The organism is Mesorhizobium sp. YC-39, from assembly GCF_025753795.1.
GTDB lineage: Bacteria > Pseudomonadota > Alphaproteobacteria > Rhizobiales > Rhizobiaceae > Mesorhizobium.
The window spans coordinates 880,122-906,893 of sequence record NZ_JAOWPS010000002.1; the positions used below are offsets into that span (position 1 = coordinate 880,122).

The 26,772-nt window shown below is 63.5% G+C and carries 27 protein-coding genes and 1 tRNA gene; 21 read left to right on the top strand and 7 right to left on the bottom strand.

All coding sequences use genetic code 11. From position 1 onward, the window contains the following. Nucleotides 1-102: 102 nt before the first annotated feature. A complete protein-coding gene (locus tag OHD62_RS13705; protein WP_263783310.1) occupies nt 103-1,608 on the bottom strand; it encodes an alpha-N-arabinofuranosidase in 1,506 nt (501 codons plus the stop codon). Between the two features lie 104 nt (nt 1,609-1,712). After that, complete coding sequence (locus OHD62_RS13710; RefSeq protein ID WP_263783311.1) at nt 1,713-2,639, bottom strand: ArsR/SmtB family transcription factor; 927 nt, start codon at nt 2,637-2,639, stop codon at nt 1,713-1,715. 299 nt (nt 2,640-2,938) lie between these two features. On the opposite strand from OHD62_RS13710, the gene OHD62_RS13715 reads away from it, so the two are divergent. From OHD62_RS13715 to OHD62_RS13730, 4 genes are all read left to right on the top strand, one after another. Beyond that, nucleotides 2,939-3,005: transfer RNA gene (locus tag OHD62_RS13715), tRNA-Arg, on the top strand. Nucleotides 3,006-3,239: 234 nt separating this feature from the next. After that, nucleotides 3,240-3,530: a hypothetical protein gene (locus tag OHD62_RS13720; RefSeq protein WP_263783312.1), complete on the top strand. Its 291-nt coding sequence runs from the start codon at nt 3,240-3,242 to the stop codon at nt 3,528-3,530. Then, nucleotides 3,520-4,236 carry a glycosyltransferase family 10 domain-containing protein gene (locus OHD62_RS13725; protein WP_263783313.1) on the top strand — a complete coding sequence of 239 codons (717 nt, stop codon included), beginning with the start codon at nt 3,520-3,522 and terminating at the stop codon, nt 4,234-4,236. Before OHD62_RS13720 ends, OHD62_RS13725 begins: the two co-directional genes overlap by 11 nt. A gap of 257 nt (nt 4,237-4,493) precedes the next feature. Next, nucleotides 4,494-5,516, top strand: a complete 1,023-nt coding sequence (locus tag OHD62_RS13730; protein ID WP_263783314.1) for a LacI family DNA-binding transcriptional regulator — start codon at nt 4,494-4,496, stop codon at nt 5,514-5,516. On the opposite strand, the gene OHD62_RS13735 is transcribed toward OHD62_RS13730, so the two are convergent. Continuing rightward, nucleotides 5,504-6,496 carry an alpha/beta hydrolase gene (locus OHD62_RS13735; protein ID WP_263783315.1) on the bottom strand — a complete coding sequence of 331 codons (993 nt, stop codon included), beginning with the start codon at nt 6,494-6,496 and terminating at the stop codon, nt 5,504-5,506. The genes OHD62_RS13730 and OHD62_RS13735 overlap by 13 nt on opposite strands. A 9-nt stretch (nt 6,497-6,505) precedes the next feature. Beyond that, on the bottom strand, nt 6,506-7,654 hold the full coding sequence (locus OHD62_RS13740) for a Gfo/Idh/MocA family protein (protein WP_263783316.1): 1,149 nt from the start codon (nt 7,652-7,654) through the stop codon (nt 6,506-6,508). Nucleotides 7,655-7,828: 174 nt separating this feature from the next. Between OHD62_RS13740 and OHD62_RS13745 the strand changes: the two genes are divergently transcribed. From OHD62_RS13745 to OHD62_RS13815, 15 genes are all read left to right on the top strand, one after another. Beyond that, on the top strand, nt 7,829-9,175 hold the full coding sequence (locus tag OHD62_RS13745; RefSeq protein ID WP_263783317.1) for an ABC transporter substrate-binding protein: 1,347 nt from the start codon (nt 7,829-7,831) through the stop codon (nt 9,173-9,175). 3 nt (nt 9,176-9,178) lie between these two features. Further along, the gene (locus tag OHD62_RS13750; RefSeq protein ID WP_263783319.1) at nt 9,179-10,096 is read left to right on the top strand and encodes a carbohydrate ABC transporter permease; all 918 of its coding nucleotides are present in this window, start codon (nt 9,179-9,181) and stop codon (nt 10,094-10,096) included. Continuing rightward, complete coding sequence (locus OHD62_RS13755; protein ID WP_263783320.1) at nt 10,093-10,929, top strand: carbohydrate ABC transporter permease; 837 nt, start codon at nt 10,093-10,095, stop codon at nt 10,927-10,929. Before OHD62_RS13750 ends, OHD62_RS13755 begins: the two co-directional genes overlap by 4 nt. Nucleotides 10,930-10,981: 52 nt before the next feature. Then, on the top strand, nt 10,982-11,755 hold the full coding sequence (locus tag OHD62_RS13760) for a sugar phosphate isomerase/epimerase family protein (RefSeq protein WP_263783877.1): 774 nt from the start codon (nt 10,982-10,984) through the stop codon (nt 11,753-11,755). Between the two features lie 3 nt (nt 11,756-11,758). After that, complete coding sequence (locus tag OHD62_RS13765) at nt 11,759-12,835, top strand: Gfo/Idh/MocA family protein (RefSeq protein ID WP_263783321.1); 1,077 nt, start codon at nt 11,759-11,761, stop codon at nt 12,833-12,835. Continuing rightward, nucleotides 12,835-13,653, top strand: coding sequence for a sugar phosphate isomerase/epimerase family protein (locus OHD62_RS13770; protein ID WP_263783322.1), 819 nt, complete (start codon nt 12,835-12,837; stop codon nt 13,651-13,653). The genes OHD62_RS13765 and OHD62_RS13770 overlap by 1 nt, the downstream gene beginning before the upstream one ends. After that, entirely contained in the window at nt 13,653-14,486 is an 834-nt protein-coding gene (locus tag OHD62_RS13775; RefSeq protein WP_263783323.1) for an alpha/beta fold hydrolase, read from the top strand. Before OHD62_RS13770 ends, OHD62_RS13775 begins: the two co-directional genes overlap by 1 nt. Continuing rightward, nucleotides 14,483-15,205, top strand: a complete 723-nt coding sequence (locus tag OHD62_RS13780; RefSeq protein WP_263783325.1) for a ribulose-phosphate 3-epimerase — start codon at nt 14,483-14,485, stop codon at nt 15,203-15,205. Before OHD62_RS13775 ends, OHD62_RS13780 begins: the two co-directional genes overlap by 4 nt. Beyond that, nucleotides 15,205-16,236, top strand: a complete 1,032-nt coding sequence (locus tag OHD62_RS13785; protein ID WP_263783326.1) for an ROK family protein — start codon at nt 15,205-15,207, stop codon at nt 16,234-16,236. Before OHD62_RS13780 ends, OHD62_RS13785 begins: the two co-directional genes overlap by 1 nt. Continuing rightward, nucleotides 16,229-17,320, top strand: coding sequence for an ABC transporter ATP-binding protein (locus OHD62_RS13790; protein WP_263783328.1), 1,092 nt, complete (start codon nt 16,229-16,231; stop codon nt 17,318-17,320). The genes OHD62_RS13785 and OHD62_RS13790 overlap by 8 nt, the downstream gene beginning before the upstream one ends. A gap of 144 nt (nt 17,321-17,464) precedes the next feature. Next, complete coding sequence (locus tag OHD62_RS13795; RefSeq protein WP_263783329.1) at nt 17,465-17,635, top strand: hypothetical protein; 171 nt, start codon at nt 17,465-17,467, stop codon at nt 17,633-17,635. Between the two features lie 14 nt (nt 17,636-17,649). After that, on the top strand, nt 17,650-18,639 hold the full coding sequence (locus tag OHD62_RS13800; RefSeq protein ID WP_263783330.1) for a substrate-binding domain-containing protein: 990 nt from the start codon (nt 17,650-17,652) through the stop codon (nt 18,637-18,639). Next, nucleotides 18,636-19,637 carry an ABC transporter permease gene (locus OHD62_RS13805; RefSeq protein ID WP_263783331.1) on the top strand — a complete coding sequence of 334 codons (1,002 nt, stop codon included), beginning with the start codon at nt 18,636-18,638 and terminating at the stop codon, nt 19,635-19,637. The genes OHD62_RS13800 and OHD62_RS13805 overlap by 4 nt, the downstream gene beginning before the upstream one ends. After that, the gene (locus OHD62_RS13810) at nt 19,634-20,398 is read left to right on the top strand and encodes an ATP-binding cassette domain-containing protein (protein ID WP_263783332.1); all 765 of its coding nucleotides are present in this window, start codon (nt 19,634-19,636) and stop codon (nt 20,396-20,398) included. The genes OHD62_RS13805 and OHD62_RS13810 overlap by 4 nt, the downstream gene beginning before the upstream one ends. A gap of 57 nt (nt 20,399-20,455) precedes the next feature. Then, the gene (locus OHD62_RS13815; protein WP_263783333.1) at nt 20,456-21,541 is read left to right on the top strand and encodes a Gfo/Idh/MocA family protein; all 1,086 of its coding nucleotides are present in this window, start codon (nt 20,456-20,458) and stop codon (nt 21,539-21,541) included. Between the two features lie 9 nt (nt 21,542-21,550). On the opposite strand, the gene OHD62_RS13820 is transcribed toward OHD62_RS13815, so the two are convergent. After that, nucleotides 21,551-21,826 carry a hypothetical protein gene (locus tag OHD62_RS13820; protein WP_263783334.1) on the bottom strand — a complete coding sequence of 92 codons (276 nt, stop codon included), beginning with the start codon at nt 21,824-21,826 and terminating at the stop codon, nt 21,551-21,553. 234 nt (nt 21,827-22,060) lie between these two features. Between OHD62_RS13820 and OHD62_RS13825 the strand changes: the two genes are divergently transcribed. Beyond that, complete coding sequence (locus tag OHD62_RS13825) at nt 22,061-23,035, top strand: ABC transporter substrate-binding protein (protein ID WP_263783335.1); 975 nt, start codon at nt 22,061-22,063, stop codon at nt 23,033-23,035. A gap of 76 nt (nt 23,036-23,111) precedes the next feature. After that, nucleotides 23,112-24,791 (top strand): ABC transporter permease, encoded by a 1,680-nt coding sequence (locus OHD62_RS13830; RefSeq protein ID WP_263783336.1) that lies wholly within the window; start codon nt 23,112-23,114, stop codon nt 24,789-24,791. 5 nt (nt 24,792-24,796) lie between these two features. Here the strand turns inward: OHD62_RS13830 and OHD62_RS13835 are convergent, their stop codons facing one another. Next, on the bottom strand, nt 24,797-25,852 hold the full coding sequence (locus tag OHD62_RS13835) for an ABC transporter ATP-binding protein (protein ID WP_263783337.1): 1,056 nt from the start codon (nt 25,850-25,852) through the stop codon (nt 24,797-24,799). Nucleotides 25,853-25,974: 122 nt separating this feature from the next. Further along, nucleotides 25,975-26,763, bottom strand: a complete 789-nt coding sequence (locus tag OHD62_RS13840; RefSeq protein ID WP_263783338.1) for a 3-hydroxybutyrate dehydrogenase — start codon at nt 26,761-26,763, stop codon at nt 25,975-25,977. Between the last annotated feature and the right edge of the window lie 9 nt (nt 26,764-26,772).

Genomic DNA, 26,772 nt, shown 5'->3' on the forward strand with positions numbered 1-26,772 from the left:
CCGAGTACGGCGGTTAGATCCGCCTTGAACGTTTCAATGCTACACCAAACCAAACCGCCTGCAACGGATTTTACGGTATATATCTGATAGTCAGATATTAACTCAGAGTGTCACACGCACCATCGAGTAGGAATGCGGCGGCAAGGTCAGCGTCATTCCCTTGCTGCTGAGCGCTGCCCCGTTGCCTTTGACCGGTGATACGTTGTCCGGCGCGTCCTTCGTGTTGCAGGCCTCGAGATCGTCATGACGGATGATCGTGTGCTCGATGGACTTGGCGGCGAACCGCTCGAGGGCGACGTCGGCCTCGAGCGTCTCGGACCCATGCCGGTTGATTGCGAAGAAGGTCAGCGTGCCGGCGTTCGAATCGTGCACGCCTGCAATGTCGAGCCATGGCACCTTGTCGGCCGCGGCCGCGTCATAGGTAGGCACCTCGACCGCGAGCTGCAGAGCGGTGCCGCGGCCGTGCTTGGAGGCCAGCATAAAAGGCCAGTAGATCGTCTGCCGCCAGGCGCCGCCGCCGGGATCGGTCATGATCGGCGCGATAACGTTCACCAGCTGCGCAATGCAGGCGATGCGAACAATATCCGACCGGCGGATGAAGGTATTGATGATGCAGCCGACCTGCAGCACGTCCTCGAAATTGTAGATGTCTTCCAGAAGCCTGGGCGCTTCCGGCCAGTCCCAGCCGCGCATACGCTCGGCGTCCCGCTTGCGCTGATGGTACCAGACGTTCCACTCGTCGAAAGAGATCTTCACGTCCCGCTTCGAGCGGGTCTTGGCCTTCACGTAGTCGATGATGCCCGCGACCGTGCCAATGTAGCGGTCGAGCTTGGCCGGAAGAGCGAGATATTCGGCCGTATTCTTCTCGTAGTTCTCGAAATACATGTGGAGAGAGATGTAGTCGACCTGCTCGTAGGTCGCTTCCAACACGGTTGCTTCCCACTGCGGATAGGTCGGCATGTTGGAATGCGACGAGCCGCAGACGACAAGTTCCACCGTCGGGTCGAGGCCGCGCAGCGCCTTGGCGGTCTCGTTGGCGAGATGGCCGTATTCGCCCGCCGACTTGTGGCCAACCTGCCAAGGACCGTCCATTTCATTGCCGAGACACCAGAGGCGGCAGTTCCAGGGTTGCGCGCGTCCGTTCTTGGCCCTGAGGTCGGACCAGTAGCTGCCGCCCGGGTGGTTGACGTATTCAACGAAGGCCCGCGCCTCGTCGAGGCCGCGGGAACCGAGATTGACCGCAAGCATCATCTCGGTGCCGGCTTTTTCGGCCCAGTCGGCGAATTCGTGGATTCCAACCAGGTTCGGCTCCGTGGTGCGCCAGGCAAGATCGAGCCGCCGCGGGCGGTTCTCCTTTGGGCCTATGCCGTCTTCCCAATTGTAGGCGGACACGAAGTTGCCACCCGGGTAACGGCAGATCGGAGTGTCGAGCGCACGCACCAACTCGATCACGTCCTTGCGCATCCCTTTTGCGTCCGCTTGCGGATGTCCGGGCTCGTAGATGCCCGTATAGATCGCCCGGCCAAGATGCTCGAGAAACGAGCCGTAAAGACGTTTGTCGATATCCGCGACGGCATAGGCCGCGTTCGCCGTGACTCTGGCCTTCATGATCCCTCCCACTGCGGACTATCAATCCGACTTTCCGGTCTATATCCGGGTCGCGGGTCAGTTAAGGGCGGAGTTCGTTCGCCCGTCAAGGGCCTAACATGCTCTCAAGCCTTCAGCAGGCGCAGAACGATGTCGTTGCTGTAATTGCCGAAGCCGCTGCCGAAGATGTTTATGCCGCCGGGGTGCCGCGCATCTTCCTTCACGCCGATTCGTATCCGGATCGAGCGGTGCCGCTCGAGCTCCAGATCAGTCAGCGAGCATTTGGAAACCTTGTCATTGTTGCGATAGGTGCCGTTGTTCGTGACGCGCCAGTGTGCGAGATCACCATACTGCGATCCGGCCAGCTTCCACCAGCCGGGCGTATGCTTGCCGCGCTTGTCGCCATAGTCGGCCGGCGCCGTCCAGGTATCTATCTCGTGTCCGTTGATCGCGACCGTGATGTCCGATGGCCAATCCTTCGATGTGCCCGGCACCTCGGACGAAAGCTCCATCGCCAGTTCCAACCCTCCGACTTTGGCATTGGCAAGCGTCGCATTGTTGGGAAACTGGTATTCGACGAAGCCGCGCGTGAACCACAGCAGCCCGGCCCGCATACGGTCAGGATCGAGGAAGGTGTCGGGCACATCGAGAAGTCCGATGACGCCGTCCTTTGAACACAGGCCGCAGGGAGCGGAAACTTCGCATCTTGTATAGAGTCCAAGCGGCATCGCCACTTCTATGACGCCGAGATCCTGAGCCGGGGTGCGGTCCTTAAAGACAACAACCAACTCGGAGAAGGTCGAATAGCAGACCTTCTGGCTTCCCTTGCGCGCCTTCTGTGATTTCGTCTCGATCAAACCGACATCGACAAGAACCTGGATGTTTGCGGAAATTGTCGATTGCGGAAGACCCAGTTCTTCGGCCACTTGATTGACGTTTTTCGGCCCCTTGCGGTGCAGCAGATCGAGAATCCGGACCCGGACCTCGCTCGCGAGGCTCTTCAACAAGTCAAGCCGCTCAAGCGGATCGACAACCATGATTTCATTCGACATATGGCCCCGCACTCGTCACACGGGGTTATGTATCAGCAGATCAGATACAAATAAAGACGGTGGCGTTATGAATTGAACCGCATGGTCCCGCCCGAAGACGCCGGCTGGAGGCTTGCAACGGCGCGATTCGAAGATCTGTCATGAGATTTAGTACGGAATTAGTACGGCAATTGCGTCGTATTCGATCTGGCTCGATCTGTCGGTTTGTCTACGCTATCATGGCTGCGCAATACGAAAACCACAACAACTTGAATACGTTAGAACCAACGGAATCGTACAACGACCGGCATTGGGAAACAACAGGAAACGGCGTCTGACAAATTCCTAATCTGTAGGTCACAGGTTCGATTCCTGTCGGGACCACCACTCGGCAGCAGCAGGCATAGCATAGACGGCTGGTTCGAAATTCGGTCGACATTTCCTTGAGTTAGCCAGAGTCACCCTCTGAACTTTCGAACATGTCAGGCGATTGCGCTGCGATGGCCGTCGCGGCCATATTGAGGTTCTGAATGGTACCACTGTCACGCCGTAGGCCTGTTGGGTGGGCATTTGCTTTTAGGGCAGGCAGGTATAGGACTTTACCGATCCTGAGGTGCCTCCTTGCTGTCGATGCCTTCAAAAGACCCGCTCGTCCTTTTTTATACGACATTCTTCAGCAAGCCCGTCGACATCGCATCCATTCATTGTGACTTTCCGGGGCAGTGGACGCTGGACAAGCGCCGGATCGCCGAGGCGGCGGCGGTCGTCTTCCACATCCCGAATTTTCGCGAGATCGGCGACGCCTGGAAATATCCCCGCCAGTTTAGCCTGGTCGATGGAGAGCCGTTCAAATTACAAGCGGATCTCCGATCCGAAGATCATGCGGCACTTCGACTTCACGATGACGCATGAACGCAGCTCCGATATCTGGGCGCCTTATCTGCCACGCGCTCCCTGGTGGGAAGAGGTTCGCGCAACGCCGATCGTGGCGAAGACGGAAGCGGCCCCGGCCGTACTCTTCCAATCGGCTCGCTTGAACTATAGCGGGCGCGTCGACTTCGTGCAGGAGCTTTCCCGCCACATCAAGATCGATTCCTACGGCCGGCATTTTCGCAACCGAACGATGGAAGGTCCCGATCTTGGCAGGAAGACGAAGATCGACACCGTTGCGCGCTACAAGTTCTGCCTTGCTTTGGAGAACTCCAGCGAGACGGACTATGTCACGGAAAAGCTCTTCGATGCGTTCAAGGCCGGCTCGGTGCCGGTCTATCTCGGCGCCCCGAATGTCGACGAATTCGTGCCAGCAGGTTCTTACATCAACGCGGCTGATTTCAGCAGCCCTGCCGAGCTGGCGGCGTATCTGCGGCATCTGATCGATACGCCGGATGCCTACGAGGCGTATTTCGCCTGGCGGTCAAAGCCGCTGCCTGACGATCTCGCTCAGCGCTTGCAAGAACTGGAATCGCCCGTCTTCTGTCGGCTGATGACATTTGTGCGGCAGCGGCTGGAAGATCATCCACTCCAACCTGGCGGGCGGCCTCGGCTTCCTTTGGTCCCAGGTCCTATATCAGCACGCGGCTGCGCAAATGGAGGAAGAAGGTTCCGAGCTGAGGGCTGAGCAGAGCGCTGGTCGATCCACCCAGCCATGGTTTCGACGGGAATCTCGCCGGCGCTGACCGGCAGCGTACGCCTCTCGGGGCGAATACGGCTTGCGTTTTTCGCGTCAACTAATAAATTTACGCATGAAATAATTTACTAGTACGCGTTAAAACTAGCAAACTTGTCTGTAAAATTTCGCCTTGCAGTTGCACGCCAGCTCACCGTATGTAGGAGCCGGGTAGCGCATGGAACCAGGTCCATGACGCGAGGGTTTGAATGCCGATGACGCACAAAACGATGGAGGATTTCGCCCGCTCCTGCGGCGTCTCCAGGCCGACCCTGTCGAAATTTTTCGACGATCCGACCAGCGTCAAGCCGGCAACGCGAAAGCGCATCGAGGAAGCGCTGCGCTCGTCCGATTATCAGCCCAATCTGTTCGCGCGCAACCTCAACCGCAAGCGCACCCGCAGCATTGGCATTGTGGTGCCGACGGTCGCCGACCCCTTCTATTCCGAGATGGTCAGCCGCATCGAGCTCAGGCTGCGCGACGAAGGCTATTGGCCGATCGTCATCTCCTCGCACGGCTCGCGCGAGCTCGAAGTGGAAGCGACGCGAACCATCCTGTCGCTGAAGGTTTCCGGCGCGCTGATTGCGCCGCTCGGCCTGCGCTCGGATCATCGCACGCTGGAGAAGCTGACGCAGGCCATGCCCATCGTCTATTTCGACACTTATCTTGAAGGCGGCACGCCATTCGTCGGCAACAACAACAGCCAGAGCGTCTCGACGATCGTCGACTATCTCTGCCGCTCCGGCGACGCGCCGGTCTATTTCGACATACCGCATGTCAACCACAACTCGCCAGAACGACTGAACAGCTATGTCGCCTCGATGCAGCGGCTCGGGCATGAACCGGTCGTCATCGGCAATATCAGCGACTACACCTGGGATTTCGAACGGATCGGCTACGAGCAGATGGAAAAGATGCTCGGCAATGGCGGCCTGCCGGGCAAGACCATCCTGTGCGCCAACGACCGTCTCGCCTTCGGCGTCATGGCGGCTGCCTTCTCGCTGGGCCGCAAGATCGGCCGCAAGGCCGATTGCGACCTGCGCGTCGCGGCGCATGATGACCATCCGCTCAGCCGCTACACCTGCCCCGCCCTGACCACCATGGCGCAGGACTTTGCCGCCATGGCCGGCCGCAGTGTCGAGACGCTGCTCGCCTTGCTGAATGAGGATGAGGCAGTGGTTGCACCCAAGGTCTATCTCGATGCGACGCTGGTCATGCGTCAATCGGCCTGAGCATTTCCAAAGACAGGATCGAAGCTGCGCCATGCGGCGACCGCCGCAGCAACCGCCTGGCGTGCCGCCGGGCCATGGCGACCCGTCGACACAAAACCATGGATCTGACCCGGCCAGCGCCGCAACACGACCGGCACGCTGTCTTCCCGCAAACGTCGGGCATAGGCCTCGCCTTCATCGGCCAGGATGTCGTGGCCGGCGATCGCGATGAAGGCCGGCGGCGCCCCGGCAAGGCTTGCCGCCTTCAGCGGCGAGACGCGCCAATCGTCGATGTCGCCGGCACTGCTTATGTAGTGATCGCGGAACCAGGCCATGGTGGCCGCGGTGAGGCCAAAACTGTCGGCAAAGCGACGATAGCTGTCCGCCGTCTGCGACGCATCCGTGTTCGGATAGAACAGCAATTGCGCTGTTGGCGGGTTCTTGGCTCCACGCGACATCAGGCAAAGCACGGCGGCAAGATTGCCGCCGGCGCTGTCACCGGCGACGGCAATTCGGCTGACGTCGATGCCTAGGCCTCCCTCGCCGCTTTGCATGACGGAAAGCACGGCGACGCAATCCTCGATCGCCGCCGGGAATTTGTGTTCCGGCGCCAGCCGGTAGGCGGGTGAGACGACGACGCAGGCCGCCAAATTGGCAAACCAGCGGCAGATCTCGTCATGCGACTCCAGATTCCCGATCACCCAGCCGCCGCCATGCAGATAGAGCAGCGCGGGAGCATCTATCGCCGGCGCTTCGCGCCCGCGATAGATCCTGAGCGTCAGCGGGCCGCCCGGCCCGGCGATGGTGCGCTCGCTCAGCGAAGCGACCGGCTCGCGCTCGCCCTGGAGTGTGGGAAATCCCTCTTCATAGGCGCGGCGGGCCTCTTCGGGCGTGCCAGCCTCGAATGGCCGGGCAGCCGTCTGCCGGCCGAGGTCGAGCACATGCCGGGCTTCCGGATCAAGCAAGGACACTGCCGGTGTCGTCGGGGGCGATGTTGTCATGGACCGACCTCAGGCAAGCAGGCTCGCCGCCTCGTCTTCGCCAAGCAGCGGCGGCTGGTCGACCGTTCCATTGACGGCGACCGATTCGCGGCTTTCGCCCGAAGCCAGGATCGCCTCCATGATCTCCAGCACATGCAGCGCAAGCTCGCCGGAGGCACGCGGCTTCCTGCCCGTCGCCAGCGCCCGCGAAAGGTCGGCGACGCCGAGCATACGGTAGTTGGCGCGGTCAGGCGTGGCGAAAGGCCAGTTGCGTGCGCCGTAGAGCTCGGCCTCGCTGGCGAAGTCCGCCCAGTCGGCGCCGCGCTCTGACAGCGAGACGGTGCCGCCGAACGTATCGGGGTCGGGCAGGCGCAGCGAGCCTTCCGTGCCGTGCAGTTCGATCGGGTGGTTGGAGTGCTTGAAGACGTCCCACGAGGCGCCGAAGGTGACGGTGGCGCCCGAGCGGAACTCGAGCAGCGACAGGATGTTGGTCGGCGTGCCGACCTTGAAGCTGGTGTTCTTGAAGGGACCTTCGGCGGTGATCAGCCGCTCTTCCTGGCCACGCGTCGCCATCGCCATCACGCGGGCAACCGGCCCGAGCAAATTGACGAGCATGGTCAGGTAGTAGGGCCCCATGTCGAAGACCGGGCCGCCGCCGGGCTGGTAGTAAAATTGCGGATTGGGATGCCAGTGCTCCATGCCGCGCCCCATCATGAAGGCGGTGCCGGTCACCGGCTTGCCGATCGCGCCTTCGTCCATCAAGCGGCGCGCCCGCCGCCCGGCGGCGCCGAGGAAGGTGTCCGGGGCCGAGCCAAGCAGCAGCCCGCGCTTCGCCGCCTCCGTGACGAGGCGCTTGCCGTCGGCGGCCGAGGTTGCCAGCGGTTTTTCGGTGAAGACGTGCTTGCCCGCCGAAAGCGCCGAAACCGAAATGTCGAAATGCGCCGCCGGAATGGTCAGGTTGAGCACAAGGTCGATCTCCGGATCGGCCAGCAGCCCATCGACGCTGGCGGCGCGGATGCCGTATTCCTTGGCGCGGAGCGCGGCCATGTCGGCCGAAATGTCGGCGCAGGCGCGCAGCTCGACCCCACCGAACAGCGCGGCATTGCGCAAATAAGTCATCGAGATGTTGCCGCATCCGACAACGCCAATGCCGAGTTTAGCCACTGATTTTCCGTGCATTTTCGCTTTAACCTCCCAACGCTGCAATGTCCTGTCCGACCTATCACACCGGCAACGGATCATAGTCGGAAGCCGCTATACAATATTTTAAATCTTGACGCGCGTAAAATTTTTATGGAACATGCGGAAATGCTGGCGCAACATCGGGAGGCTGCCAGCCTCAAGGAGGAGAAAATGACTGACATGAAAAAAGGGCCGGTCTCCGGCTCGAAGCCTGTTGCGCATGTGACCATCGCTGACCGCCGGCAGTTTCTCATTGGCAGCGCCGGATTGCTGGGAGCGGCGGCACTCGGCATCGGTACTGGTCTCGGCGTTCGCCGGGCTCGCGCTCAGTCGCGTGCCGAAATCAGCTTTGCCAGTGCCGCCTTTTTCGGCAAGGAAACCTTCGGCGACCTGATCAAGGTCTTCAACGAATCGCAAGACCGCGTTCTGGTCAAGAACATTGAGCTGCCACCGCCGAGCTCCTCGACGGAGGTCTATCAGGGCCTCGTCCAGCAGCTCGCCCGCCGCACCGGTACGCCTGACGTATTCAGCCAGGACGTGATCTGGATCGCCGGCTTTGCCGCCGCCGGCTGGGCGCTGCCACTAGACGAGTATTTTCCGGCGGACAAGCGTAGCGCCTACTTCACCGGCACCCTCAACGCCTGTACCTATGGCGGCAAGCTGACCGCCCTTCCCTGGTTCATGGATTCGGGCATGTTCTATTACCGCAAGGACGTGCTGGAGAAGCATGGCGGCAAGGTGCCGGACAACTGGGCCGACATGGCGACCATCGCCGCCGCGGCGCAGAAAGCCGGGGATGTCGATTTCGGCTATCTCTGGCAGGGCAAGCAGGCCGAAGTTCTGGTCTGCGACGCGGTCGAGATCATCACCTCCAACAATGGCGCGATCCTTGCCCCCGACGGCAAGTCGTCGCAGATCAACCAGAAGGCGGCCGTCGAAGCGATCCAGTTCCTTCACGACACCATTGCCAAGACCAAGATCAGCCCGCAGGACGTGCTGTCCTGGGACGAGGAACCGTCGCGCCAACCCTTCACGTCGGGCAAGGCGATGTTCATGCGCAACTGGTCCTATGTCTATCCGATCGCCCAGGACGCCAAGGCCTCGCAGGTGGTCGACAAGGTCGGCGTAGCACCATTGCCGTCCTTCCCCGGCGGCAAGAGTGCGGCCTGCCTCGGCGGCTACCAACTCGGCGTCAACGCCAACTCCAAGCAGCGCGAGGCCGCTATCGAACTCTTGACTTGGCTGTCGTCGACCGAAACCCAGCACCGCATCGCGCTGAATTTCGGCCTCGCGCCGACGCGCCCGGCATTGTTCCAGGACGAACAGATCAAGAAGGAACAGCCTTTCATGGCGAGCCTCGAGAAAGTGTTCACCGGCGCCACGGCGCGGCCGATCACGCCCGAATACGCCAAGGTGACGCTCGCGCTCCAGTCCGGCATCTCCAAGGCGCTGGTCTCTGGCAATGTCCAGGCCGAGATGGACGCGCTTTCCGACCAGATCAACAAGATCGTCGGCTAACCAATGTCCGCGGCGGCCACTGTTCCCGGCATTGGCCGGCCGCGGCTTCCGGGCCCCGTCTGGGCCTGGCTCCTGCTGACGCCGGCCTTCGTGTCGCTGGCGTCGGTTTCCTTCTATCCGATCGTCAACGGGCTCTACCTCTCGCTCACCAACACCTCGCTGATCACCCAGGAGAACGAATTCTCCGGCTTCGCCAACTATGTGCAGCTCTGGGGCGACGCGCAGTTCTGGAATGCCTGGTGGCACACAATGTGGTTCACCGCGGCATCGACGATCCTGGAGACGGTGATCGGGCTCGGCATGGCGCTCATCCTGTGCGAGGCTTTTAAAGGCCGCGGGCTCGTCCGCGCGGCCATGCTGGTTCCCTGGGCGATGCCGACCGTCGTCACCTCGAAAATGTTCGGCTGGCTGTTCGACGGCCAGAACGGCATCATCAATTACATTCTCCTTCATGCCGGGCTGATCGACCAGAACATCAACTGGTACGGCTCTCCCGACACCGCGATGACCACCATCATCATCGCCGATGTCTGGAAGACCACGCCCTTCATGGCGCTGCTGCTGTTGACCGGCCTGCAGACGGTGCCCAATTCGCTGATCGAGGCGGCGCGCATGGATGGCGCCAAGGGCTGGATCACCTTCTGGCACATCCGCTTGCCGCTGTTGATGCCGACCTTGCTGATTGCCGGCCTGTTCCGTGCGCTCGACGCGTTCCGCGTCTTCGACCTCGTCTATGTGCTGACCGGCGGCGGCCCGGCCGATTCGACCGAGACGCTGTCGACGCTGTCCTACAAGGTGCTCTTCTCGACACTGCAATTCGGCTACGGTTCGGCCGTCTCGACAGCCATGTTCGTCACCGAGGGCATCATCGCGCTGGTCTTTGTCCTTTATCTCATGCGGCAGATCCGGAGGGCGCAATGAACGACACGCGCTCACCGCTGCAGACCATCGTCATCTATCTCGGCGCGCTGCTGATCCTCGTCTGGTCGGGCGGCCCGTTCATCTGGCAGTTCTCGACCTCGTTCCAGCTCGACAAGGCGCTGACCTCTGGTTCGCCGTCGCTGATCCCCGACCCGTTCACGCTCGAACACTATTACAACGCCTTCGTCGAGAAAGAGCTTCACCGCTATGTCTGGAACTCGCTGGTGGTCTCGCTGGCGACGACGTTCCTGTGCCTCTTCGTCGGATCGCTGGCCGCCTTCGCGTTGTCCAGGCTCAACGTCAAGGGCCGCTTCGGCATCCTGATGGTCATCCTTTCGGTGTCGATGTTCCCGCAGATCGCGCTGGTCGGGCCGCTCTATCTGGTCGCCACCAATCTCGGCCTGCTCGATACCTACACCGCATTGATCATCACCTATCTGGCGCTCGGCCTGCCGCTGGTCACCTGGGTGCTGTTCGGCTATTTCGAGACGCTGCCACGCGAGATCGACGAGGCGGCGCGCATGGACGGTGTCAGCATTCCCGGCCTGCTCTGGCACATCATCCTGCCGATGTCGCTGCCGAGCCTGGTGACGACAGGCCTGCTCGCCTTCATCACCGCCTGGAACGAGTTCCTGTTTGCGCTCGCCTTCACCTCCAACATCGATCGCCAGACGATCCCTGTCGGCATCGCCAACTTCACCAACCTCTATTACGTGCCCTGGGGCGACATCGCCGCCGCATCGGCGGTCGTTACCGTTCCTTTGATCGTGCTGGTGCTGTTCTTCCAGCGCCACATCATCGAAGGGCTGACCCAAGGTGGCATCAAGGAATGAAAGGACGATCGTGAAAGACCTGAAAGTCGGCTGCCAGACCTTTACCTGGGAAATGCTTGGGGACCGTTTTACCGGCGGTCCGAACGACCTGCTCAAGGCGATCGCCGACGGCGGCTATGCCGGCATCGAGATCACCGACACGATGATCGGCCGTTATGCCGACAGGCCGGCGGAATTCGCCGCGGCACTGAAGTCGTCCGGCCTTGCCCTGGTGTCATTCGCCTTCGGCTCGAAGAGCGGCTTCACGCTGAAGGAGAAGGTCGGCTCCGACCTGGAAACCGCGCAGCGATGGATCGATTTCGCGTCCGCATTTCCCGGCGCTCTCGTCTCCATCGGCTCGGCCACCGTCGTGTCCGACGGCCCGCGCGACGACAAGTTCGCGATTGCGGCGGAATTCTACAACAAGGCTGGCGAGCTCGGGCGCAAGGCCGGCGTTGATGTCGCCGTCCATCCGAGCTCCCACCACAACACCCTGCTCTTCGACCGCGCCGACTACGACCGGATTTTTGGGCTGATCGACCCGTCGTTGATCGGCTGGGTGCCAGACACCGGCCACATATTGCGCGGCCACACTGATATGGCGGACACGCTCGCCACCTATCGCGACCGCATCCGCTACGTGCATCTGAAGGACGTCGATGCGAACGGCACCTGGGCAATGCTTGGCAAAGGCGTCTGCGACACGCCAAAGGTGATCGAGATCGCCAGTGCCGCGCCCAACTTCAACGGCTGGCTCGTGCTGGAGGAGGAATCCGAGACTGCCGCCGCCGATCCGGCCGCTGCGGTCAAGACCAACCGCCAGACCATGCGCGGCTACGGGGCGTAGACCATGATCCGCAAGCAAGACCGTCGCCTTCGTGTCGGTGTGCTCGGCTGCGGGCCGATCGCGCAATTCGCCCATCTGGAATCCTGCGTGAAGGCGGTCAACGCCGATCTCTATGCGATCTGCGATGCCGCTCCCGATCTGCTGGCGCGCATGGGCGCGACCTATGAGCCTGAGAAGATGTACGGCGACTACGACGAGATGCTGGCCGACCCGCAACTGGAGGCGGTGATTGTCGCCACCTCGGACGCCTATCACGTGCCGATGTCGATCAAGGCACTGGAAGCCGGCAAGCACGTTTTGTGCGAGAAGCCGATCGGCGTCTCGGTCGAAGAGGGCCAAAAACTCGCCGACGCGGTCAGGCGCTCCGGCAAGGTGCTACAGGTCGGCCATATGAAGCGCTTCGACCCGGCGCTGGAAGCGGCGCGCGATTTCGTCCGCGACGAGATGGGCGAGATCCTGGCGCTGAAGGCCTGGTATTGCGATTCCACCCATCGCTACACCAACACCGACGCGGTGCAGCCGCTGCCGGTCACCAGCAAGCTGGCAAGAAAACCAGCCGGCAACCCGAAGGCTGATCTCAGGCAATATTTCATGCTGGCGCACGGCTCGCATCTGGTCGACACGGCACGCTTCCTGTGCGGCGAGATCCTTGCTGTACGCGCGCGCCTCAACGAGCGTTTCGGCGCCTATTGCTGGTTCGTCGAAACCGAATTCGCCAATGGCGCGCTTGGCCATCTCGACCTCACCGTCGCCGTCCGCATGGACTGGCACGAGGGTTTTCAGCTCTATGGCGAGAACGGCTCGGTGATCGCCAGGACCTTCAATCCCTGGTACTTCCGGGCGAGCGAGGTCGACATTTTTCACGAAAAGGATGCGACATCGCGCAGGCCGCTCGGCGCTGACGGGCACTTCTTCAGGCGCCAGCTCGAAGGTCTCGCCGAGACAGTCCTTGATGGCAAGCCGATGCGCGGCGCCAATGTCGAGGACGGCCTTGCCTCGATCCGCGCCATGGTGGCGATCGCCCGCTCGGCCGAGAGCGGTGAGCGCGTCGAGATCGCCAGCGTGACGGGAGCGGTCTGATGCAAATCGGGGTGTTCGCCAAGACCTTCCCGGGCAGCGAACCGGCCGATGTGCTCGCGGCGGTGCGCGACGCCGGATTTGCCGTTACCCAGTTCAACCTTGCCTGCGCCAGCCTGCCCTCGATGCCGAACGCGGTTCCAGGCGATACCATACGTTCCATCGCGGCCGCGTCCGATACCTCCGGCGTTACCCTGGTGGCGCTGTCGGGCACCTACAATATGGCGCATCCCGACAAAGCGGTGCGCGATGACGGCCTGCGCCGGCTGGCCGTTGTCATTGAAGCCGCGGCGGATCTCTCGGTTCCGCTGGTTACGCTCTGCACCGGAACGCGCAACGCAAACGACCAATGGGCGTACCATCCGGATAACGCCAATCCCTCGGCGTGGGCCGACATGGCGGCCGAGATGGAAAAGGCGCTTGAGTTGGCGGAACGTCACGGCGTCGATCTCGGCATCGAACCCGAGCAGGCCAACATCGTCACCTCGGCGGCGGACGCGGTGCGGCTCATTGCCGAAATGAGCTCGAAGCGGCTGCGCATCGTGCTCGATCCGGCAAACCTGTTCGAGCAGGCGAATGCTGAGGACGCGCGCGCCATCGTTGCCGACGCGATCGAACGTACAGCCGGCCATGTCGCCATGGCGCATGCCAAGGACCGCTTCGCCGACGGCCGCTTTGCCACTGCCGGCCGTGGCGTCGTCGATTTTGCGGATTTCGTCGTACGGCTCAAAGCGTCAGGCTTTGACGGGCCGCTGGTGACGCACGGGCTTTTGGCCGAGGAAGCGCCTGGCGTTGCCCGTTTCCTGAAAGGGCTAGTGTGATGGCAGGCTCGACCACCTTGCTCCGCGATGACGCCACGCTGCGGGTTTCCGACACGGGCGACGGGCTGGCGGTCGTGTTCCAGCACGGGTTGGGCGGCAGCGAGGCGCAGGTCGTCCAGGCTTTCCCCGCCGGCGCCGGCGTCCGGCGCCTCACCCTGGAATGCCGTGGGCATGGCGCCTCCGGGCTGGGCGTAATCCGGCCGTTTTCCATGAGCATGTTCGCCGACGATGTCCTGGCCGCCGCAGATCAGGCCGGGCTCGACCGTTTCGTCGCCGGCGGCATTTCCATGGGCGCTGCGATCGCCTTGCGCCTCGCCTGCCGCCATCCGGACCGCGTGGCCGGCCTGCTGCTCGTGCGTCCAGCCTGGATTTTCGGCAGCGCGCCGGCAAACATGCGACCGAACGCCGAGGTCGCCAGCCTGATCCTCGACCATGGCCCTGACAAAGCGAGAACGATCTTCGCGCAATCGCGGACAGCCGCGCGCCTCAAGCGTGAGGCGCCCGACAATCTCGCTTCGCTGCTGGGTTTTTTCGACCGGCCGGATTCGGCATCGTTCGTGCAGATTCTGGCCGACATCTCCGCCGACGGGCCGGGAGTTTCAGAAAGCGACGTCGCTACTCTCGGCATGCCCGCATTGGTCGTCGGCAATGCCATGGATGCGGTGCATCCCTTGTCGGCTGCCCACAAATTAGCCGCCACTATTCCCGGCGCGACATTTGCCGAAATCCCTTCCAAGGCCCTCGACGGCGCCAGACATTTCGTCGAGTTGCAGGCTGAGATCACCGCCTTCCTTCATGCCCATGCCAATTTCCGGAGCCTTATCCCATCATGACGACCAAATCCCTGTCCGGCCCCGCTGCCATCGCCGCCCTGCCGCGCAACCGACTGCTCGGCGAGTTTTCGCTGTGGTCGGCGGACCTTGCCAATATGGAGCGCGACTTGAAGCGCATCGACGCTTACGTCGACCTGCATCACATCGACGTCGCCGATGCCCGTTTCACCCCCGGCTTCCTGTTCTTTCCCGATCTGGTGGCGCGGATCGCCAAGCTGACGACAAGGCCGATCCATGTCCATCTGATGGTCGAAGCCGAGATCGTCGAGGAACAGACGCGCCAGTTCATTGAGGCCGGCGCCGACCTGATCAGCGTGCACGCCGAAAACGGCGAGGCAGGCTTGCGCGCCGTGCGGCTGGCGCATGCGCTCGGCGCCGAGGCCGGCGTCGTGCTCAGGCTGGAAACGCCGGTCGTGGCGGTCACGCCGTTCCTGTCGCAAGTGGCATTCGTGACGCTGCTCGGCACCTCGATCGGCGTCAAGGGCCAGAACCTGTCCGAACAGGCCTGCGACCGCCTGATCGAAGCGCGCGCGCTGATGAAAAAGGCAGGGCGCGAAGCCGATATCATCCTCGCCGCCGATGGCGGCATCCGCCACGAGACGGTGCCGCGCCTGCGCGCCGCCGGCGCCGAGACGGTGGTGCTCGGATCGCTGGCTTTCGGCGACCCGGACCTTGCGCAACGCATGGCCTGGCTGCATGGGCTGAAGGTCGCCGCCTGATGACAAAACTCGCGCTTGCCTTCGATCTCGGCGGCACTGAGTTGCGTGGCGCGCTGGTCGAGCGCGGCGGCCGCGTTGCCGCCCGCGTTTCGGCGCCGACGATGGCTGGTGCGGGATCGGAGGCAGTGATCGGCCAGATTGTTGCCCTGGCAGGAACCTTGCTGGCGGAGCACCCGCAGGCAAAGGTCGCCGGCATCGGCATGTGCGCACCTGGGCCACTCGATCCCAAAGCGGGGATTGTCATCGGGCCGCCGACGCTGGCCGGCTGGCACGACGTGCCGTTGATCGACATTCTTAGCCGGCAATTCGGCCTGCCGGTGCGGCTGGAGAACGACGCCAATGCGGCGGCTCTCGGCGAATGGCGCTTCGGCGCCGGCCGTGGCAGCGGCTCGCTGGTGTTCGTCACCGTGTCGACCGGCATTGGCGGCGGCGTGGTTGCCGACGGCCATATCTATCACGGCCGGCGCGGGCTGGCGGCCGAGATCGGCCACATGACCATCACCGGTGAGGGCGACCGCTGTTTCTGCGGCGCCGTCGGCTGCTTCGAAGCCGTCGCCTCCGGCACCGCGCTTGGACGCCGCGCCACGCGGCTGACGGCGCCGGGTGACGGTTCCCTGCTCAGGCGCCTTTCCGGCGATGGCGACGTCTCGGCCAGGCATGTCGTCGAGGCAGCGCGCGCCGGTGATGTCAGTGCGCTCGAACTAGTCGACGCCGAGGCGAAGTGGCTCGGCATCGGCTTCACCAACCTGCTCCATCTCTATTCGCCGGACCTGATCGTCATGGGCGGCGGCCTCGCCAACGGCTTCGACCTCCTGGGGCCAGGAATCAGGGCCACCGTCGAGCAGCGAGCGATGCCGGCCTATCGCGACGTGCCGATCGTGCCGGCGGAGCTCGGCGACCGGGCAGGCCTGATCGGCGCGGCAAGCATGATCTTGTGGGAGGGCGAACCGGGCGCGCCGCTGGCGATGGCGCAAGACGAAGATAATGGTGCGAGCAAGCGTGCCGATGCCAGGGAGGCAAGCCATGGCTGAACTCAAGCTGCGCGGCGCGCGCAAATCCTACGGATCGGTCGAGATCATCAAGGGGATCGACCTCGATGTCGAGGATCGTGAATTCGTGGTCTTCGTAGGCCCGTCCGGCTGCGGCAAGTCCACATTGTTGCGCATGATCGCCGGACTGGAAAGGATCAGTGCCGGCGACCTTCTGATCGATGGCGTGCGCGCCAACGACATCGATCCGTCCGAGCGTGGGCTGGCCATGGTGTTCCAGTCCTACGCGCTCTATCCGCACATGACAGTGGCCGAGAATATGGGCTTTGCGCTGAAGATCGCCGGCGTATCCGCCACCGAAAAGCACCGCAAGGTGAAGGAGGCGGCCGATGTGCTGCAGCTCTCGCATCTCCTCGACCGGCGGCCGAAGGCGCTGTCCGGCGGCCAGCGTCAGCGCGTCGCCATTGGCCGCGCCATCGTGCGCAATCCCAAAGTGTTCCTGTTCGACGAGCCGCTGTCCAATCTCGACGCTGCCTTGCGTGTCAGCATGCGGCTCGAGCTGATGCGGCTGCACGAGCAACTCAATGCAACGATGATCTACGTCACCCACGACCAGATCGAGGCCATGACCATGGCCGACAAGATCGTCGTGCTGAACAACGGCTCGATCGAGCAAGTCGGCTCGCCGCTCGACCTCTACAACAGGCCGGCCAACATCTTCGTCGCCGGCTTCATCGGCTCGCCGAAGATGAACCTTTTGCAGCTGAAAGTGGCATCGGTCGGACCCGAAGGCGTCACTGTCACTTTGCCAGGCGGCCAGACGCTGACCGTGCCGGTCGAGGCGGGCGCGGTCAAGGCCGGCGACGAACTGCTGCTCGGCATGCGGCCGGAGCATCTGCGCATCTCAGCCGATGGCCGCTTCAAGGGACAGGCCACGCTGGCCGAACGGCTGGGCGGCCTGACCATTTTTCATGTCGAGGTCACGCCAGACATCACGCTGGTGGTGCAGGCCGAAGGTAGCGACACCACGCCGCTGCACAGCCCGATCGCCCTCGACATCGCGCCGTCGGTTTGCCACCTGTTTCGCATGAATGGGCCGGCGCTGGCGCCTTTGCGTTCCGCTTGAATCAACCCCCTCCATTGGCATTGATGTGCTGCGCTGCAGCACATCAAAAGCCACTGCACACCATTTTAAATCTTGACGCGTGTTAAATTTTTATAAAACATGCGGAAATGCTGGCCTGTGTGGGTCAGCGCTCTGGGAGGAGAAATGCCTGATACGAAAAGTGGCCCGAACCAGGCCTTCAACCTGCGTGCCGCATGGCGGCCGATGATTGGTCGGCGGCTTGCCATCGCAAGCGCCGGGCTAGCCATTGCCGCGCCCCGCACAGGCATTCCGGCCGTCGAGAAACGGGCCAGATACAACGCAACCAACAATTAGGAGGAGGACGAAGCATGCGCATGTTCAATTGCCTGACGCTTGGCGCAGGTCTGTTTGCAACCGTGATTTCAATGCCGGCCCATGCCGAGGACGCGGCGAAGGTCGCGGCCATCGTCAAGGGCCTCGACAATCCGTTCTTCCAGACCATGCAGAAGGGCATCGAGGACCAGGCCAAGGCCGACGGCGTCAACGTCACGGTCCAGGCTGCCGCCAACATGGGCGACGCGACCGGGCAGGCCGATCGCCTGACCGCCATGGCCATGCAGGATTTCGATTGCTACCTGGTCAATCCGATCAGCGTCTCCAACCTTGTCCAGGCGCTGGTGCCGGTCGCCCAGAAGAAGAAGCCGATCGTCAACATCGACAGCACTATCGACGCCGAGCAGGCCAAGGCGGCGGGCTTCGCCATCTCGACCTATATCGGCACCGACAACGTCGCCGCCGGCGCGCTGGCCGGCGAGGAGATGCTGAAGCTGGTGCCTGCCGGCTCCAAGGTGGCGCTGGTCGCTGGCATCGTCGGCGACGTCGGCTCCAATGCCCGCATCAAGGGCTTCAAGCAGGCCGTTGAAGGCAAGCTCGAAGTCGTGGTCATGGTCAGCGCCGATTGGGACCGCGAAAAGGCCCTGACCGCCGCCACCGACATCCTCGCCGCGCACCCTGATCTCGCCGGTTTCTTCGCCGCCAACGACATCATGGCGCTCGGCGTCGAACGCGCCGTGCAGACCTCGGGCAAGGACGTCAAGGTGATCGGCCTCGACGGCATCGTCGACGCGCTGAAATCGATCGCCGCCGGCGAACTCACCGCCACCGTCGCCCAGTATCCCTATGTCGTCGGCGCCATGGGCGTCGAAGCTTGCGCCGTGGCCGCCAAGGGCAAGGAACTGCCCGCCAATGTGCCGGCGCCGGTGCTCTTGATCAACAAGGACAATGCCGAAGCCTCGCTGAAGAACTTCCCGGCCCCCGGCGGCGACTATCCCGATCCCTTCCGCGAGATGTTGAAGTGAGCACTCCTGAACAAAACGCGCCCGTGCAGACCGCGGGCGCGGCGGAGGAGAGCCGCCCCTCCCTGTCGGCTCTCCTCCTGGATCCTTCCTTCTGGGCCGACTGGGCATCGGTCGTCGGCCTCGTCGGCCTCGTCATCGTCTTCGGCATCGCCCAGCCGGTCTTTCTCAGCATCGCCAATTTGCAGGCCCTGCTGCTCGCGGCGGCGATCCTGGTCGTGCTGTCTATCGGCCAGACCTTCGTCGTGGCGACCGCCGGCATCGACCTCTCGCTGGCTGCCGCGGTCATGTTGGGCGCCATCATCCTCGGTCTCGTCAACGCCGCCGGCTGGGGCATTTTCCTCGCTTGCGTGCTGGCTGTTCTTGCCACCAGCGCGGTGGGTTTCCTCAACGGCGTCCTCATCACCGCCGGCAAAATTCCCGACTTCGTGGTGACGCTCGGCACGCTCTCGGGCATCACCGGGCTCGGCCTGATCCTGTCAGGCGGCGAGCCGACGATGGTCGGCTCGACGTTTCTGCTCAAGCTCGCCTCCGGCTCGTTCGGACCGTTCGGCTATCCCGTCTGGGTGGCGATCGCGGCCGTCATCGTCGCGCATATCGCGCTCTATCATACCCGCTTTGGCGTGCATCTCCTGGCCACCGGCGGCCAGGTCGAAAGCGCCGGCGCGCTCGGCATCCGCACCAATCGTGTCAAGATCGCCGCCTATACGATTTCGGGCTTCTGCGCCGGCATCGCCTCGCTGCTTCTGGTGGCGCGCATCGGCTCGGCCGAGCCGCTGATCAACACCAGCCTTCTGCTAAATTCGGTAGCGGCGGTGGTTCTCGGCGGCGTCAGCCTGTTCGGCGGCCGCGCTAGCATTCTCGGGCCGGCGATCGGCGCGCTGATGCTCACCGCGCTGGTCAACGGGCTGACCCTGCTCAGCGTTTCGGCCTTCTACCAACCGCTTGCCGTGGGCGCCATCGTGGTGCTGGCCGCCCTGATCATGCGGTACCAGAAATGAGCGCCACCCATCACATCCCCTCGTCCGACGCGATCCTCGCCTGCGAAGGATTGAGCAAGCATTTCGGCGGCATCCGCGCCTTCACCGACGTCGCCTTCCAGGCCCGCCGCGGCGAGGTCACGGCGGTGATCGGCGACAACGGCGCCGGCAAGTCGACGCTGATCCGCTGCCTGGTCGGCGTCCATGTGCCAGATGGCGGCGAGATCTTCTTCGACGGACGGCCGCGTCCCTTCGCCAATCCCGACGAGGCGCGCAAGGCCGGCATCGAGACGGTGCACCAGAACCTGGCGTTGATCGACGAACTGACCGTGGCGCAGAACCTGTTCCTCAACCGCGAGATCGTGCGCCGGATCGGCCCGATCGCCCTGCTCGACCGCAAGGCGATGCGAGAGCAGGCGCGCGCCATGCTGTCGCGCCTGTCGATCAACATGCCTTCGGTCAACCAGCGCGTGCGGCGCCTGTCGGGCGGACAGCGGCAGGCGATCTCGATCTGCCGCGCCGCTGGCTCCGGCGCCAAGCTGGTGGTGATGGACGAGCCGACGGCGGCGCTCGGCGTACAGGAAACCGGCAATGTCGAGGCGCTGATCCGCCGCCTTCGCGAACAGGAAGTCAGCGTCATCCTGGTCAGCCACAATTTCGATCAGGTGCGGCGCCTGTCCGACCAGATCTGGGTGATGCGGGCGGGACGGATGGTGGCGACGGTACGTTCGTCTGAAACCACCGGCAACGAACTCGTCGCGCTTGTCACCGGCGCGGCCTAGAAGCTGCCGATCCGGCCGGCCTGTCACGAATTGATTGGTACAAAAAGGAGTTTGCGAGTGGCGGTAATCCGTGTCGGACTTGTGGGTCTCGGCGAGGTCGCGCAGTCGATCCATCTGCCTGTATTAGCCGACCAGCGCGACCGCTGGGTGATAGCGGGCGTCTACGACGTCTCGCCAAGCCTGGTGGCATTGTGCAAATCCGAGTACCCGACCGCCAAGGCCTTCGAAACGGCCGAGGCGCTGATCAAGTCGCCCGACATCGACGCGGTTTTCGTGCTGTCATCCGACGACACCCACAGCCGTTTCGTCCAAGTCGCCGTAGCAGCCGACAAGCACATCCTCCTGGAAAAGCCCGCTTGCCTGACGGTGCGCGAGATCGACGAATTGCTGGCGCTGACCACGAATTACGCCAAGACGATCTTCGTCGGCTACATGCGCCGCTATGCACCGGCCTATTTGGCGGCGAAGGACGAACTGCCCGCCTTCGCCGACATCACCCATGTCCGCATCTTCGACCTGATCTCCGAAGGCCGGCATTTCCTGAAGAAAAGCCAGAACATCCTCTATCCCAGGGATATCGACCCGGCGCTGCTCGAACGTGGTGCTAAGGAGCGCGATGCATTGATCCGCGAAGTGGTGGGCAGCGATGCGCCGGCGGACCTGGTGCGCGCCTATCGCGGTCTCACCGCGCTCTCTTCGCACCATCTTTCGGCGATGCGCGGCCTGCTCGGCGAGCCGAAACGCGTGGTGGCGGCGTATCGCACCAATGGCGGCGCCAACACCAGCGTCACCTTCGACTATGGCCACTTCGCCTGCCTCTACGACGCCGTCGTCGACGATCTCGGCCTGTTCGACGCCATGATCGAGGTACGCTCGAACACCAGACGGGTCCGCATCATCTACGACACGCCCTACATCCGCAGCCTGCCAACACGGCTCGAAGTGACGGAGGCCGGACCGCTCGGCCCGGTGACCAGGACATTCGGGCCGCTCTATGGTGATGCCTTCTCGAACGAACTTGAGATTTTCCACCGCCACATCACGGACGGCACGAAGCCACTGACGGACCTGGGCGATTCGCGCCGCGACCTGGCGCTGATGGCGGAGATCATCGAGCAGATGAAGGAGACTGGCGGCCGCTGAGGGTACCCGCTACTTCCCGCAATGGTGATCGTTGATCTTGTTCAGCGCGTTCGCGTCCGGTCCCGTCCGATGATAGGAACAGGCTCCGGCAGCGGTGGTGAACAACTGCTGGTCATAATAGCGCGGGCCGCCGAACAAGACGTCGATTATATCGCCTTCGGCGGGAACGTAGCGTTCGGATTGAACCCTGTGGTCGCGGTGCTTGTCGCCCGCGAAGGCGGAGGCGGATAGGCTACAGCCTATCGCGAGAGCGAGCGCGCGGATCGCAAAGCGTTTTGTCGTCATCGGCAAAGCCCTTCTGGCCGTTCGGTTTTCCATCATATATCCAAAATCGTTACCAGAACAAAAGTTCCCCCCGAGCGGCACATTGGACCTGTCGGAATCCGTCAATCCTTGTCGACTCCGCCTGTCACAATAGGTTTATCCCACAGCGATAGGGAGAGCGTTCCCGCATCCGGTGCTCAGCCGGACCGGTCTCTTCACACTAAAACCGTCTCTTCACACCAAGTGGGGTTTTTCATGCGCAAGATCGTTCTCGCCGCCATGTTGCTGGCATCCGCCATCGGAGGCGCTTCGGCCGCCGACGGCAAGCTTGTCCTCTATACCAGCCAGCCCAACACCGACGCCCAGCAGACCGTCGATGCCTTCATGGCGAAGAACCCCGGCATCAAGGTCGAATGGGTGCGCGATGGAACGCCGAAGATCCTGGCCAAGCTGCGTGCCGAGATCGAGGCCGGCCAGCCGCAGGCCGATGTGCTGTTGATCGCCGATGTCGTGACCATGGAAGGCTTGAAGAAGGAAGGCCGGCTGCTCAGCTTTCCCGAGGCCGATGTCTCCGGCATCGACGCCGCTCTCTACGACAAGGACAAGACCTATTTCTCGACCAAGCTGATCACCACCGGCATCGTCTACAACACCAAGGCGCCCTTCGTGCCGTCGAGCTGGGAAGACCTCACCAGGCCGGAGGCCAAGGGCCTTGTCGCGATGCCGAGCCCGCTGACCTCGGGTGCCGCGATGATCCACACCGTGACGCTGACCGGCAATTTGCCGGAGGGTTGGGACTATTACAACGCGCTGGCCAAGAACGGCGCCCAGGCAAGCGGCGGCAATGGCGACGTGCTGAAAGCGGTCAGCGGCGGCGACAAGCTGTTCGGCATGATCGTCGACTACATGCCCATTCGCGAGAAGGCCAAGGGCGCTCCCGTCGAGTTCGTCTTCCCCAAGGAGGGCGTTTCGGCCGTCACCGAGCCGGTCGCCATCCTGTCCACGGCCAAGGACACCGAGGCTGCCAAGGCGTTCGTCGACTTCCTGCTGTCCAGGGACGGCCAGGAAGTCGCCGCCAGGATGGGTTACATTCCGGCGCGCGCCGATGTCGCCTTGCCGGCCGGCTATCCCGACCGTTCGTCGATCAAGGTGCTGGGCTACGATGCCGCCGCCGCCCTCGCCAACGACGCCGCCAACAAGGAAAAGTTCGGCGCCGTGATGAGCCAGTAGCTGGGCCGGGCAGCCAGCGGTGTCGTCCGCGCAGGACATCCTCTCCGGGCAGCGTGTGTCGGCGCGACGCGGGCACATGTCGCGGACCACGCCCGGGTTCCGCGCGTCAGCGCTCGCCGTCCTGCTGGTGATCGTGCTGCTCAGCCTGCTGCCGATGGTCAGGCTCGTCATCGCGGCCATCGCGCCGGGCGGCGAGCTCGACTTCAGCGCATTTGCCGAACGCCTGGCCAAGCCGGCCGCGTTGCGGGCGATGTGGCACACGCTGGACACCGCTTTTTTCGGCGCTGTGCTGGCGCTCTGCCTCGGCGCCCCCTTTGCCGTTGCCGTCACCATGACGGACCTGCCCGGACGAAAGGTGCTTAGCTTCCTGTTGCTGTTGCCGCTGATGATCGCGCCGCAGGTCACCGCTCTGTCGTGGCTGCATCTGTTCGGCCCGTCCAGCACGCTTCTCGGCATGGCCGGCATGGCGCCGCCGCCAGGCACGCCCAATCCGATGCTCGGCCGCAGCGGCATCATCCTGCTTTACGCCGTCCAGCACGCGCCGATCGTGTTCATTACGCTGCGCGCCGGGCTTGCCCGGATTCCGCGCGATCTGGTCGAGGCGGCCAGGGCCTCCGGCGCCAGGCCGCTACCCGTGCTGTGGACCATCGTCCTGCCGGTGGTGCGTCCGTATATCGTGGCCGCGGCCGCGCTCGCCTTCGTCTCGGGCGTCGGCAATTTCGGCATCCCGGCTCTGCTCGGAATGCCGGTCAACTATCTGACACTGCCGACGCTGATCTATCAGGACCTGTCGAGCTTCGGCCCCGGCGTGCTGCCGCAGATCGCGGCGCTGTCGGTATTGGTCGGGGTGCTGGCGCTGGCCGGTGTCGCCTGCCAGTCGCTGGCCCTGCGCGGCGCCGCGCACCGCTTCACCGCCGGCACGCCGGCGCGTTTCGAGCTTGGGCGCTACCGCGTGCCGCTCGCCGGCCTTGGCTGGCTGGTGATCGGCTTCATCCTTGTGCTTCCGGCCTGCGCGCTGCTGGCGACGTCGCTCGTCCCATCCTTCGGCGTGCCGCTTGGCTGGCAGACGGTGACCGCGTCCAACTACGCCGAGGTTCTGGTCCGGCAGGCCTCGACCGTTCGCGCCTTTCGCAACTCCATTCTTTTTGCCGGCGGTGCAGCCCTTGTCCTCGCCATCGGCGTCATTCCGGTGACCACAGTGCTCGAACGGTTCGGCCGGCGCTGGCAACGCATCCTCGGCGGCATCGTCGATCTGCCCTATACCGTCCCCGGCGTCGTCCTGGCCATCGCCTGTATCCTCCTCTTCCTGCGCCCGCTGCCGCTGATCGGCAGCCTCTATGCAACGGCTTCGATCATCGTGATCGCCTACATGATGCGGTTTTTCACGCTTGCCCTGAAGCCGGTGGCGACCGCTGTCGGACAGATTTCGCGCGATCTCGACGAGGCAGCTTCGGTGTCGGGAGCCGGGGCCCTTCGCCGGCTAATGACGATAACCGCGCCGCTCGCGGCACCCGCGGCGGTGGCGGGCGGTCTGCTCGTCTTCATGAGCGCCTTCAACGAACTGACGGTTTCCGCTCTGCTCTGGTCGAGCGGTAACGAAACGCTGGGCGTGGTGCTGTTCAGCCTCGAGGAAGCGGGTCTCGGAACGCAGGCCGCGGCGATCGCCGTTTCCACGATCGCCGTTGTCGTCGTCCTGCTGCTGGTGCTCGACCGGTTCGGACGGCGGCTCCCAGCGGGCGTATTGCCCTGGCGATAGCGGACCTAGGTGCTGGGGATGATCCACGCGTCCGAGACTGCGACGTGCACTTTTTGGCCAACCGTCAGAGCCTCGGTACTATCGATCAGCAGTTCCTGCCGTGCCTCTTGTTCCGATGCCGAGAGTGCCAGCCTGATCTCGTGGACCGGGCCGCGATAGATGCTGTCGAGCACAATGGCCGGCATGCCTGCGGATGAAATCCGCAGCGCTTCCGGCCGCAGCAGGATCTTGGCCGGTCCCACGGATGCCCCGGCACTTCGCGCCATGAGACGATGCCCTGCTACGTCGACCGTCGCGGTATTCCCGGCGGGATCGGTCACCATTCCCGCAATGATGGACCCACGGCCGACAAAGCCGGCGATCGTCGCATTGGCGGGCGCGCGGTAGACTTCCTGCGGCGCCGCCGCCTGCAGCACCTTGCCTTGGCTCATGATGGCGACCCGGTCGGCCAATGCCAAGGCTTCGGCCTGGTCGTGGGTGACATAGACGATGGTGGCCCCGGTGCGGCGATGGATGTCGCGAAACGCATCGACCATGGAGGCGCGCAGATGCATGTCGAGATTGGCGAGCGGTTCGTCGAACAGGATGATCCTGGCGTCGGCGACCAGGCAGCGTGCCAGCGCCACGCGCTGACGTTGGCCGCCGGACAATTCCTCGATGCGGCGGCTTTCGAAACCGGTGAGCCCGACAATGTCGAGAACAGCGCCGACACGGCCGGCTATTGCGCCCCGTTCGACATGCCGGGCCTTCAGCGGATAGGCGATATTCGCCGCGACATCCATATGTGGCCAAAGCGCATAGGACTGGAAGACGACCCCGACGCCGCGCGCTTCCGGCGGCACTTGCCGCTGCGGATCGGCCATCAATGCCTCGCCAAACAACACGCGGCCTTCGCTGGGCGCCTCGAAGCCGGCGATCAGCCTCAGCATCGTGGTCTTGCCGCACCCGGACGGGCCGAGCAGTGCGGTGAAGGAGCCCGCCGCGAAGTCCAGCGAAACGGCGTCAAGCGCGGCGGTTTCGTTGAACCGCTTGCTGAGACGCTCCACCCTGATTTCGCTCATGCTTCACCCATTGGCGTATCACTGCACCTCACGCCGGTTGCGCGAACAACCGGCGTGGCATGGGTCGGCAATACGTTGGAAGTCCGGCCATGACAATGATGGCGGGGCCGTGGTGCCGGCGCTTATTGCGCCGTCCAGCCGCCATCCATCGGCAAAGTCGTTCCGGTGATCTGCCTGGCTGAATCCGAGCACAGGAACAGCGCCAGCGCCGCAAGCTCCTCGACAGTGACGAACTCCTTGGTCGGCTGTGCCGCCAGCAGCACATCGCGCTTGACCTGCTCCTCGGTCATGCCGCGCGCCTTCATCGTGTCGGGTATCTGCTTTTCAACCAGCGGCGTCCAGACATAGCCGGGCGCGATCGCATTGACGGTGACGCCGTCAAGTGCCGCCTCCAGCGCCACCGTCTTGGTCAGGCCCGCTATGCCGTGCTTGGCCGACACATAGGCGGACTTGAACGGCGAGGCGACCAGCGCGTGTGCCGAGGCGGTGTTGATGATGCGGCCCCATTTGCGCGCCTTCATGCCAGGCAGTGCCGCCTTGATCGCGTAGAAGGCGGCAAGCAAATTGATGCGGATGATGGCTTCCCATTTGTCGTCGGGAAATTCCTCGATCGGCGCGACATGCTGGATGCCTGCATTGTTGACCAGTATGTCGAGGCTGCCGAAGGCTTTCTCGGCCTCGTGCACCATGGCGCTCACCGCAGCACCGTCCATCATGTTGGCGCCGGAATAGCGGCATTTGACGCCGAAATCCTTCTCGATGCTCAAGCGCTCCTGCTCGATATCCGCGGCGTTGCCCAGTCCATTGATGGTGATGTTGGCGCCTTCGGCGGCAAATGCGCGGGCGATGCCAAGGCCAATGCCGCTGGTCGAGCCGGTGACGAGGGCATTCTTGGAGGACAGGAAACCCATGATGATCTC